General features: G+C 39.9%; 10 protein-coding genes. 5 read left to right on the forward strand and 5 right to left on the reverse strand.

Translation table 11 applies throughout. From position 1 onward, the window contains the following. Positions 1-122: 122 nt before the first annotated feature. The 3 genes from hslO to AC1M9C_RS05890 all read right to left on the reverse strand — a co-directional run bounded on the left by hslO (position 123) and on the right by AC1M9C_RS05890 (position 5262). Complete coding sequence (gene hslO, locus AC1M9C_RS05880; protein WP_092767221.1) at positions 123-998, reverse strand: Hsp33 family molecular chaperone HslO; 876 nt, start codon at positions 996-998, stop codon at positions 123-125. Between the two features lie 50 nt (positions 999-1048). Continuing rightward, positions 1049-2929, reverse strand: a complete 1881-nt coding sequence (locus AC1M9C_RS05885) for a monovalent cation:proton antiporter-2 (CPA2) family protein (RefSeq protein WP_481586756.1) — start codon at positions 2927-2929, stop codon at positions 1049-1051. Positions 2930-3039: 110 nt separating this feature from the next. Further along, a complete protein-coding gene (locus tag AC1M9C_RS05890; RefSeq protein ID WP_481586757.1) occupies positions 3040-5262 on the reverse strand; it encodes a primosomal protein N' in 2223 nt (740 codons plus the stop codon). Between the two features lie 152 nt (positions 5263-5414). Between AC1M9C_RS05890 and gspF the strand changes: the two genes are divergently transcribed. The 3 genes from gspF to AC1M9C_RS05905 all read left to right on the forward strand — a co-directional run bounded on the left by gspF (position 5415) and on the right by AC1M9C_RS05905 (position 7721). Beyond that, the gene (gspF, locus tag AC1M9C_RS05895; protein ID WP_035264068.1) at positions 5415-6620 is read left to right on the forward strand and encodes a type II secretion system inner membrane protein GspF; all 1206 of its coding nucleotides are present in this window, start codon (positions 5415-5417) and stop codon (positions 6618-6620) included. 46 nt (positions 6621-6666) lie between these two features. Next, complete coding sequence (gene gspG / locus AC1M9C_RS05900) at positions 6667-7104, forward strand: type II secretion system major pseudopilin GspG (protein ID WP_092767409.1); 438 nt, start codon at positions 6667-6669, stop codon at positions 7102-7104. A 284-nt stretch (positions 7105-7388) separates the two neighbouring features. Further along, the gene (locus AC1M9C_RS05905; RefSeq protein WP_481594749.1) at positions 7389-7721 is read left to right on the forward strand and encodes a hypothetical protein; all 333 of its coding nucleotides are present in this window, start codon (positions 7389-7391) and stop codon (positions 7719-7721) included. A 62-nt stretch (positions 7722-7783) separates the two neighbouring features. Here the strand turns inward: AC1M9C_RS05905 and lnt are convergent, their stop codons facing one another. Together lnt and AC1M9C_RS05915 are read right to left on the reverse strand one after the other, a co-directional pair. Continuing rightward, positions 7784-9343, reverse strand: coding sequence for an apolipoprotein N-acyltransferase (lnt, locus tag AC1M9C_RS05910; protein WP_481586759.1), 1560 nt, complete (start codon positions 9341-9343; stop codon positions 7784-7786). Continuing rightward, entirely contained in the window at positions 9340-10179 is an 840-nt protein-coding gene (locus tag AC1M9C_RS05915) for an HlyC/CorC family transporter (protein WP_092767211.1), read from the reverse strand. The genes lnt and AC1M9C_RS05915 overlap by 4 nt, the downstream gene beginning before the upstream one ends. A gap of 200 nt (positions 10180-10379) precedes the next feature. Here AC1M9C_RS05915 and tusA point away from each other — a divergent pair, with 200 nt between their 5' ends. Then, the gene (gene tusA, locus AC1M9C_RS05920; protein WP_179998829.1) at positions 10380-10637 is read left to right on the forward strand and encodes a sulfurtransferase TusA; all 258 of its coding nucleotides are present in this window, start codon (positions 10380-10382) and stop codon (positions 10635-10637) included. Between the two features lie 107 nt (positions 10638-10744). Further along, on the forward strand, positions 10745-11390 hold a 646-nt coding region (locus AC1M9C_RS05925), incomplete at its 3' end, for a phage late control D family protein (RefSeq protein WP_481953367.1).

The raw sequence follows: 11390 nt of genomic DNA on the forward strand, positions 1-11390 counted from the left end.
CATTATGAGCAGACTTTCGAAGACTACAATATGTTCAGATGGTGAATAATTGTTTCAATTTCTTACAACCAAAAAAAATCAGCAAGTAAAACTTGCTGATTTTCGAAGAGAACTGTTAAGGATTAACTGAGGTGCTCGCCGAATAGACCGAGTGCTTCTTCAGCAGTAAATCTGTATTGAGTGTTACAGAATTGACAGTCCATGGTAATAGGGTTCTGTTGTTCTAAAATTTCACGCACAGATTCAGCACCCACCTGAATTAATGCTGTAGAGCAACGCTCTTTAGAACATGTACAGCCAAATTGAAGTTGTTCAGCTTCAGGTAGTCTGACTTCTTCTTCATTATATAAGCGATACAAAATTTCTTGCGCATCCAGCTCAGTAAGTTCATCTGTTTTTAAAGTTTCAGTGAGCATGGTTAGACGAGGCCAGATATCTTCATCAACCTTTTGCTGCTCTTCATCATTGTTACGCGGTAACAATTGAATTAAAAGACCACCAGCGCGTTGAGCAGTACTAGCTAAAACGATCTTGGTTGGGATTTGGGCAGATAAATCATAATACTGCATGAGGCATTTAGCTAAATTCGGCTGATCTAAAGGCACGATACCCTGATAGCGTTCGCCAAATTCAGGTTCAATATTAATAAATAAAACTGGACTGACCAAAGTTTTCAGAACGATGCTGCTGTCTGATGCTTCTTCAAAACGTGGATCTGCTTCATATTCAGCTAATCCGCGTACTTCACCGAGGTGATTACATTCAGCCATAGCCCATTTTAAGGTGCCAGAAGCTTGAATTTGGAGGCTAATACGTCCCTTAATTTTAAGTGTGCTGGCCAACAATGCAGTCGCACTGAGCATTTCGCCCAATAAAATTTGAATCGCAGGTGCATAGGCGCGTTGCGCTAAAATTGTTTTAAGCGCATCTTCAAGATGTACGACTTCACCACGAACAGGGCTGTTATCAATAAAAAAACGTTGACGTAAATCAGACATAAAATTCTCCAAATCCCTGTCTAGATGGTGACGATATTGTAAATCACAAGTTAAAACTCTTCATCTCGACAAACATTAATTTGGTTTTGCGAGTGCTTAGCGCGTCGTTCTATAGAACTTACTTCAGAATCAATGGTTTCATCTAAACTTTCTGAAAGTGGTTGATGTTGTTGCGCATCATTTTCAAAAATTTGTTCGAGTTCCGCTAAGAAATTTCGATAGCTTTCAAAGACTTTTTGATCATCCGTATAGATGCGTTGTTGCTCAGCTAATAGACGCTCATCATAGTCTCTAAATATTTCAATACTATGTTGAGCATGTTCTTGACTTAAACCTAACGCGGTTAAGGTGCGAAATGCCATACCGAGTGAAGATAGAAAAGTTTCACGCCAAATATGCTCAATGCCTAAGTCTTTAAGTAAATGCATATGATGTCGATCACGGGCACGGACGATGAGTTTGAGCGTTGGATAATTCAAACGTAAATGGCGAGCGATATTCATCGACATTTCCACATCGTCTACAGCAAGTACAAAGGCCTTAGCATGCTCAATGCCTGCAGATCTCAATAAATCAGGCGAGGAGGCGTCTCCATAATAAATTTTACCACCGTACTTTCTCACAAAATCAATTTTTTCTAAATTATTATCAATGGCTGTAAAGCTGACATGATTGAGATAAGCAACGCGCGCCACTATTTGTCCGACGCGTCCAAAACCTGCAATGATTAATGTCGAATGAGTGTCTGGTAATGGGACATCTTCAGCACTATCAGTCTTTCGATCAAGATATGGAATGAGCCATTGTTGTGCAAGCCAAAAAATGACAGGGGTGAGTGCCATCGAAATTGCAATGATCAGAATCGTAGGGGATAACACTGCTTGAGTAATTAAACCTTCGGTATTCGCAATAGCTAAGATCACATAAGCAAATTCTCCTCCTTGAGCAAGACAAATGGCAATCAATACACTGGTTTTCCATTGAAATTTAAAATATCGTGCGATTGCAACCATGCTTAATATTTTTATGATGATCAGCACGAATGCCCCACCAAAAATGAATAGCGGCTCATCTACGAGGAGATCAATCGGTGTCATCATGCCTACGCTCATAAAGAATAAACCGAGTAATAAACCTTTGAAGGGTTGAATGCTCGATTCCAGTTCATGGCGAAACTCAGAATCCGCGAGTAATACACCTGTCAGAAAAGCACCGAGCGTGGTGCTTAATCCGAGCATATCCATAAACAGAACGACAGCCAAAACAATGAAGAGTCCAGCAGCCGTAATGAGTTCAGTGGCACCACTCTGTACAATGAATCTAAAAAATGGTCGCATCACATAGCGACTAAATAAAAATAAGCCAGTAAACGTTGCAACAACAGCGGCAAAGTAAGCAATACCATGATGTGTAGATTGATTTCCCGCGAGTAGGGGAATCAGGGCGAGTAAAGGAATAGCGGCAATATCTTGAAACAGTAAAATAGAGAAAGATTGTTGACCATGTGCGGTATTCAGCTGCTGCTTTTCTGCAAGTAATTGCATGACAAATGCTGTAGATGATAAAGCAAGGGCAAGACCAATAACGACACTAGCAGCAAGATGCTGTTGGAAGAACAGCCAAATGGTTGCGACAAGAATTATACCTGTGATCAAGACTTGAGCACTTCCAATCACAAATATAGAGTGACGCATATTCCACAAGCGCTGAGGGCGTAATTCTAGGCCAATTAAGAACATCAAGAAAATCACGCCGTACTCAGCTAATTTCATTAATGTTTCGGCATCATTGGTCACATTCAATGCACTTGGACCAAGTAATATTCCTGTAAACAAATAACCTAAGACTGTCGCAATACCAAATTTTTTTCCAAGTGGAACAAGAATTAATGCGGCAGCTAGAAAAATTGTGATTTGTAACAACAATGGCATTGGCCTTCCCTAAAGTGGAATGTTGGACTGATGAAATTGTAATCGTGTCTGCTTTAGCTGTGTAAATTTAATTCAGGTCTTCGACTTTGATAATTTAACTCTATTCATGATTAGCTTAGCTCTTGAGGATCTATATCAATACTGAGCTTCATCGTTGAAGGTTTTTGTTGAAGCACGAATGGCCACCATTCTCGTATATAGAAATGCATTTTTGCACGATCTGATGACAATAAAACCACATGTGCCTGATAACGCCCAGCCTTTCGCTCCATTGGCGCAGGAATTGGACCCCAGATCTCAATCAGCTCACCAGTATGTTGTTGGAGCGATTGTGTCATATTGGTTAAAAAATTGAGATTTTCTTCCTGACTACGCGATTCACAACGTATTAATGCTGCATAGCGCATTGGAGGGAGTAAAGCAGCTTGACGATCATGAAGTGTTTCACGAGCAAAAGCACGATAGTCTTTATTAATGAGCGTGTTGAGTAGAGGGTGATCTGGTCGTAAAGTTTGTAGATAAACCTCACCTTTTTTTTCACCTCGTCCTGCACGCCCTGCAACTTGAACAATCAATTGGGCAGTTCGTTCTGTTGCTCTGAAATCAACACTGAGTAAACCACTATCAATATCTAAGATTGCAACTAAGGTTACATACGGAAAGTGATGACCTTTGGCTAACATTTGCGTACCAAGTAAAATCATCGGTTTACTTTGATGAATTTGCTCGTAAATTTTTTGCCAACTCCCGACACGGCTCGTGGAATCACGATCTACTCTGACCACAGGAAAGTCTGGAAATAAATGTTGTAAATTCTCTTCAACTTTTGCCGTGCCCATTCCAATCGGCTTTAAGGTCTGTTGCTGACAAGAGGGGCATTGATCAGGCAGTCGATTAATCGTCCCACAGTGATGGCAATGCAGGTGCTCATATGGTTTTTTATGAAGCGTAAAATGTGCATCACAATGGGGACAATTGGCTTGCCATCCACAGCTTTCGCAGATCAGGACAGGTGCATAACCACGTCTGTTTAAAAAGATCAGTACCTGTTCTTCTTGATTGAGTCTTTTTTGAATTTCTTTAATGAGTTGTTCGCTTATACCATGCTGTTTTTGAGCAATCTTTAGATCAATTAAATGAATTTTAGGTAAGCTTGCACCTGCAGCACGTTCATCGAGTTTCAGAATCGTTAATTTTTTTTGCTCCACCAAATGATATGAGTCAATACTTGGTGTTGCTGAGCCAAGGACAATGGGGCATTGCTCTAAATAAGCGCGATAGAGAGCAACATCACGTGCATGGTAGCGAAAACCTTCTTGTTGTTTGAATGACAGGTCATGCTCCTCATCTAAGATAATGAGCCCTAAATTTGGCATGGGGGTGTAAATCGCAGAGCGTGTACCAAGAATAATGGAGGCCTTCCCTGTTTGAGCATATTGCCAAGCTTGGAGGCGCTTTGTGTCATTCAGTCCGGAATGCAACAAGACAATATTGCAGTGAAAGCGAGATTGAAACCGACTGATAGTTTGAGGGGTTAAGCCAATTTCTGGTACCAGTACCAATACTTGCTGACCTTTTTGTAAAACCTCTTGCATAACTTGCAAATAAACTTCAGTTTTTCCGCTTCCAGTTAAACCATCGAGTAAAAATGCTTGATAGCGATTTTGTGCTTTTAAAATGGATTGAATAGCTTTTTTTTGATCATCATTTGCAGTCAATGGCATTTGAGCCAGCTGTACAGGTTCAGGACTAAAGTCCTGTTGAATCAATTCACATTCGACGATTTCTTTCTTTTCAAGCGCTTTTAATGTTGCTGTTTCCACACCACTTAAATTCAGTATCGTCTCGGCAGTCCCTTGAGGGTGTAGCTTTAATATTTTATAAGCCTCTTGTTGTTTTAAAGATCGAGCCACTTTCTTTTCAGCGTCTAAATTTAAAACTTTCCAAGAGTGAGCTAATAAATTATAGGGTTTACCCTGCCTTAAAAATGTCGGCAAAGTGGTATGCATGACTTCCCCAATGGGAAATTGATAATATTGAGCAGACCACTGCGCGAGCTGAATGATCGTAGCATTGAGTATGGGTTGCAGATCTAAGATTTCAGTGATGGTTTTCAGTTTGATTTTCGGATCTAATGGCGTTTCCGGTGCGATCTTTTCAAGTACGATTCCGACTAAGTTTTGACGACCAAACGAAACAAGAACACGGCAACCTATGTGTATAGTTTGGTATTGTTCTGCAGAAACTTCATAATCAAAACAATCATATAGATAAACTGGCACCGCGATGCGCACTCGATAAACAATTTGGCTTAATTCTGAAATATTTGTCATATATAGTCGTCGATCAATATGGTGAAAACTTATCGTGGATAACCAATGCTTGTGATAGAGTGTTCAAGTTGTTGCAAGTGATCAATATGAATGAAGAGAACGGTCTAAGGCAACTCTTAAGACATCATAATTAGGAAAATTAGAGCATTATCATGCCCGCATATCAATATACTGCCATCGATGCTTCAGGAAAGCAGCAAAAGGGTGTGCTAGAAGGTGATTCAGCCCGACAGATTCGACAACAGCTTCGGGATAAACAATGGATTCCAGTACAAGTTGATGCTGTAGAACAAAAAGACAAGCATCGAACTGGTGGTTTTTTTCAAAAAAAATTTACAGCTTATGACTTAGCTTTGATGACTCGCCAATTATCTGTATTAGTTGCTGCGGGGATCCCACTTGAGGAAGCATTAAGAGCAGTTGCCAAACAAAGCGAAAAAGCTCACGTGCAAAATTTGATGTTATCTGTACGATCAAAGGTTTTAGAAGGTCATTCATTGGCTCAAGGGATGCAACAATCTGGCAGATTCCCTGAACTTTATATTGCAACGATTGCTGCTGGTGAACGATCAGGACACTTAGATCTTATTCTCGATCAATTGGCTGATTACACTGAAAATCGCTTTGCGATGCAAAAGAAGATTCAAGGTGCAATGATTTATCCTATTATTTTGATGTTGATGTCTTTCGGTATCGTAATGGGACTCATGACCTATGTAGTACCAGATATCGTTAAAACTTTTGACCAAAGTAAAGATGCGCTACCTTGGATTACGGTTGCTTTAATGAAAGCCAGTGATTTTATACGTCAAGCTTGGCCATTTGTATTGGTTGCATCGGCGTTGGGATTCTTTCTATTGGTGCGTTTTTTAAGGACTGCCGCAGGGCATTATGCTTTTGATCGTCTCACGTTGAAGTTGCCATTATTTGGAAAACTATCACGAGGTATTAATGCCGCCCGCTTTTCAAGTACCTTATCTATCTTAACGCAATCTGGTGTTCCTTTGGTCGACGCGTTGAAAATTGGTGCAGCAGTAAGTAGCAATTGGGTTATTCGAGATGCAGTCAATGTCGCGGCTGAAAAGGTCACAGAGGGTGGAAATTTGGCGACGCAACTTGAACGCTGTGGTTATTTTCCACCGATGATGGTGCAAATGATCAAAAGTGGTGAAGCCTCGGGTGAGTTGGATCGAATGTTAGAAAGAGCTTCGACGATGCAAGATCGAGAGGTTACTACATTGATCTCAACATTATTGGCGTTGTTGGAACCACTAATGTTGGTGTTAATGGCTGCGATTGTATTGGTGATCGTGATTGCTGTCATGTTGCCAATCGTCAACATGAACAATATGATTTAAACAGATTCAATAAATTCTAATAATGAATGAAATAGCGAGTGAAAACATGCGAAACAAGATGAAAATGCGAAAACAATCTGGTTTTACCCTGATCGAAGTGATGGTAGTGATTGTGATTTTAGGTGTGCTTGCAGCACTGATTGTGCCTAATGTCATGGGTCGTGGTGAGAAAGCGAAGGTTGATACCACAATCATTACGCTGAAAGGTGTTGCAGGTGCATTAGATCAATACAAATTAGACAATAACCAATATCCATCGATGCAAGATGGTGGCTTGGATGCCTTAGTCAATCAACCAGCTTCAGCAAAAAATTGGTTACCTGGTGGTTATGTGAAGGGTGGTTATCCTAAAGATAGTTGGGATAATGATTTACAATATGTGATTCCTGGTTCGGAAGGTCGTGCATATGATCTTTATTCATTCGGAGCAGATGGAAAGCAGGGTGGTGAAGGAAATGATGCTGATATCTTTTACACACCATAAATAATGAAAATCATTATTAAAAACCATTCATGGTATTAATCACTTCACTTAATCGAATTAATAAATATTGAGTGAAGTGATAATCTTTATTATTTAGAAATATTCACCCAAATCATTGATAATTATAATGTTTAAAAATAAAGAGTTTTTGAGATTTATAATAAGAATTATTCCCATATTTAATGGTTACAAGAAACAGAAAATATGAAGAAAATTAGGCTTTTTATTTTAATTATTCCCTGCATAATGGAGCTAACAGCTTAGCTTGATAATAAGGGGGAATGATGAAAGCATTAATATTGTCAGATGAAATCAATTTATTTCATTGGACTGTGCTCAAGTCTGCACTGCTTATTTTGAGCTTATTGCCTATTAGTCATCTATTTATTGATCTTTGGTCAAATGCAGATGCAAGCAGTCAAATCATGATCGGATTTATGGCGATTAGTGTATTTAGTGCGATTACGATTTTAAGTTTTTATAGTGCACTTAAGGCATCTGTTTTGATGCTGTCTGATGTTTCTTCAACATTTGAAGCGCTGCTCATTAAAATTTATCGATCTATTCCCATGTTGAGTTTGATGGCAATGCTGTCTTACCTCACAACACAAATTTAAAAAAACCGAGCATATTTGCTCGGTTTTTTGATATAGAACGTATATTTGATTTGAATCAAGTGTTATCGACGAGATTTAAAACTGACATCGACAACACGTGGTCTAAAGAACCAACCCATCATCAATAAAATCAATGACAATCCCAATATTGGCCAATCACTGAATCTCGTATACCAAGTTTGCCCTTGCATTGCAGGTAGATCACCACGAAGAACCGCTTTTTGATCAATTGGGGCTTGGCTGACGATTTCCCCTTTGTGGTTGATAAAAGCAGTCACACCTGTATTGGTTGCACGAATAAACCAGCGTCCATTTTCTTTTGCTCGCATTTGTACCATTTGTAAATGTTGCCAAGGACCAGCCGTACCCGTAAACCAAGCATCATTTGAAACGGTGACGAGGAAATCACTATTTAGAGCATTGCGTCGGGTTAGGTTCGGGTAGGCAACTTCATAACAAATCGCAGCAGCTAATTTGTGATTGTGAATTGAAAATGGAGCTTGATCCTGCGGACCACGCGAAAAACCGCTCATTGAAGGATCATTTTGAAGTGCAGGTAACACCCAACTTAACAGACCAGACAGCGGAATATATTCACCAAAAGGAACGAGACGCTGTTTTTTATATAAGCCTGTAGCTTCATCACCGGATGCCATCATGGAGTTGTAATAACGCGGATAACCCAATGCCTTAGATTCATTTAAATCCCAATATGGAATACCTGTTACCCAAGCTGTGTTGGTACTTTTGGCTTGCTGATCCATTGCATCTAAAAATGGTTCAATATCTGATTGAAACATTGGGATAGATGATTCAGGCCAAACCACCAAGTCACGTCCCCATTCTGAACGTGTTAATTGTGCATAGATTTCAAGTGTCTTTACTTGATACTCAGTTAACCACTTTAAATCTTGAGGGATATTACCTTGGATTAAAGAAACGCTCAGCGGTGCTGATTTTTTTTCTTCAACAAAAGTTAAATGGGATGCGCCCCATGCACCTAGTAATACAATTGAAACTGGAATAGCCCAAAAGTAGCGTTTTCGTAGGAGTTCAACAAGTGCAGATGCAATGAGAATGACCACGAAAGAAACTGCAAATACACCAAATAAAGGTGCATAGCTATCTAAGAAGCGTTCGGTAAAAGCATAACCTGCAAATAACCAAGGGAAACCAGTAAATACCCAAGTTTTTGCCCATTCAAAGAATACCCATAAAGGGGCAAAAGTAAGTGGTGTTTCTGGAAAGAATCGACGATATATCCAAGTTTGTATTGCAGTAAATAGCCCCATCACCAAGGCCATAATCGCAATCATGATGACACTTAAAAACGCAGATGTATCACCATACACATGGATAGAAGTGTATAACCAGAATGCACCTACAAACCATAATCCAAAACCGTAAGCCCAACCGATGAGGAATGCTTGTTTAGAATTCCGCTTACTGAGTGTGGCATATAGCAATGCTGGCGATAATATTGCCAGCCACCACCAATAAAAAGGTGCAAGTGCGAGACTAAAAGTCGCACCTGCTGTTAAAGCGATAAGGAGTGGGTAAATGAAAGGTAATGATTTTTGTTTTTCTGAAGGACTCAATAATTTTTGAAAATAGGCTCTCATTTACGCACAGCTCGAATCAGATGAATAGTACGGACATCTGCTTCCACAATGGTAAATTCCCAATCTCCCAATTCAATCACTTGGCCTTGAAGATCGCTTACTAAACCAATTTCTTGCAGTAATAGTCCACCCACAGTTTCCACTTCATCATCGGAAAATTCAGCATTTAAAACATTGTTAAAATGTTCAATTGGTGTAAGTGCTTGAACTAACCACGTGTTACTGCTGTTGCTGGTTTGATCTGGAACAATGAAATTGGCTTCTTCATCGACATTGTCATGTTCATCTTCAATTTCACCCACAATTTCTTCAAGAATATCCTCAAGTGTCACTAAACCCGAAGTAGAACCGTATTCATCAATCACAATCGCAATATGTGTTTGAGTGTTTTTTAGCATTCGGAGCACTTGATCAGAACGCGCGCTTTCAGGCACAAAGATCGGTTGCCGCATCAGCGAATGTACATTTACTTTCGAATCACGATCTTTTAAGAAAGGTAAGAGGTCCTTTGCCAAAAGGATACCAATGACGTTATCAGGTTGATCTGTTGAAAATACAGGGAAACGTGAGTGTGCTGACTCGATGAGAACATCAAGAATATCCAATAACTCATCATCTTCTTGTAAGCTAACCATTGAAGTTCGTGGCGTCATGACTTCACGAATTTTAGTCGCTGGAAGGTCAAAGATTCCTTCGAGCATCGCTACTGTATCTGGTTCGAGTAGTCGACGTGAATCTTGTACAATTTTTAACAGTTCATCTCGGGTTTCTGGGGCTGTGCCTAACCATTTGCGTAAGCCACGCATACCCCACGATGTACCTGATTCCTCTTGCATGATCTTTCCTAAAGACTCTTCAATTGAAAAAATAAGTTTTAATCATACCGAAGAAAATACGCTTGTCTATTGGTAAAATTTTGATTCCTAATGATCTATTTGATCATAGACCACTGTATTTGGAGTCTTTTTCTGAATTTGGGAGTGAAAAGATTGAATTATGATAAAATAATCGCCCAATCTTTTTAGGGTGATATTGAATGTCTGATTCTCAAGTTCAACCTCAAATCCAGTTGAATACTCGTGGTTTACGTTGTCCAGAACCGGTGATGATGTTACATCAAGCCATTCGTAAATCTAAGTCTGGTGATGTGGTGGAAGTATTTGCAACAGATAATTCAACTTCTTGGGATATTCCTAAATTCTGTATGCATCTTGGTCATGAATTGCTGTTGCAAGAAGAACGTTTAGATGAAAATGGGAACAAAGAGTTTCATTATTTGGTGAAAAAAGGTTAGCCCGTCGTGAATTAACGATTGAAACAATTCATATCGTTTAAAATTGATTTTTTCGTGTACAATTTGGGTTAAGAATATCTAAATAATAATGATTAACTCATTTTGACATGAAGAATTTCATCAATAATATTCAGGGTGCGATTGAACAGCTCGGTCTAACCGCCCAAAACAGAGCCCTCCACATCCAATTCAGTCATTCACAACTGAATAGCCAAGTCTTCCTACAACGCATCGATGGCAGCCATGTCCTTAACGAAGGCGTGCAAGCAGAACTCATCTGTCTCTCGACCAATGCCTTAATTCCACTCAAACAATTCATCGGCACACAAGTGGCCGTCGATCAAGTCACTGATCAAGGAACCCTGTTTAGAACCACTGGCATCATCACCGAAGCCTCACAAGGACAAAGCGATGGAGCACTGACCCTCTACAAACTTACGCTTAACGATGCAACTTCACTTTGGCACAAACGCCGCAACAGCCGCGTATTTATGAACAAATCCGTGGTCGAAGTGGTGGAAATCCTCTTTGAAGAATGGCAAAACAAAAGCCCACTCTTTGCCTCTAGCCTTAGCCTAGACCACAGTGGACTACAACAACAATACGACATCCGCCCCTTCATCATGCAAAGCAACGAAAGCGACTACGACTTTCTGACTCGTTTACTACGCAGTGAAGGCATTAACTGGCTCATTGATGAAGCCCAACCGATTGTACCGAGCAACAACAGCCCGATCGAAGCACAAAAGCTCC

It is taken from the genome of Acinetobacter sp. 24-47-39 (assembly GCF_056783825.1).

What these genes read in the sequence shown, in the direction of transcription:
- tusA (WP_179998829.1), top strand. Translation starts at nt 10,380, where the DNA reads ATGTCTGATTCTCAAGTTCAACCTCAAATCCAGTTGAATACTCGTGGT.
- gspG (WP_092767409.1), top strand. Translation starts at nt 6,667, where the DNA reads ATGCGAAACAAGATGAAAATGCGAAAACAATCTGGTTTTACCCTGATC.
- AC1M9C_RS05915 (WP_092767211.1), bottom strand. Translation starts at nt 10,179, where the DNA reads ATGCAAGAGGAATCAGGTACATCGTGGGGTATGCGTGGCTTACGCAAA.
- AC1M9C_RS05890 (WP_481586757.1), bottom strand. Translation starts at nt 5,262, where the DNA reads ATGACAAATATTTCAGAATTAAGCCAAATTGTTTATCGAGTGCGCATC.
- AC1M9C_RS05885 (WP_481586756.1), bottom strand. Translation starts at nt 2,929, where the DNA reads ATGCCATTGTTGTTACAAATCACAATTTTTCTAGCTGCCGCATTAATT.
- hslO (WP_092767221.1), bottom strand. Translation starts at nt 998, where the DNA reads ATGTCTGATTTACGTCAACGTTTTTTTATTGATAACAGCCCTGTTCGT.
- AC1M9C_RS05905 (WP_481594749.1), top strand. Translation starts at nt 7,389, where the DNA reads ATGAAAGCATTAATATTGTCAGATGAAATCAATTTATTTCATTGGACT.
- gspF (WP_035264068.1), top strand. Translation starts at nt 5,415, where the DNA reads ATGCCCGCATATCAATATACTGCCATCGATGCTTCAGGAAAGCAGCAA.
- lnt (WP_481586759.1), bottom strand. Translation starts at nt 9,343, where the DNA reads ATGAGAGCCTATTTTCAAAAATTATTGAGTCCTTCAGAAAAACAAAAA.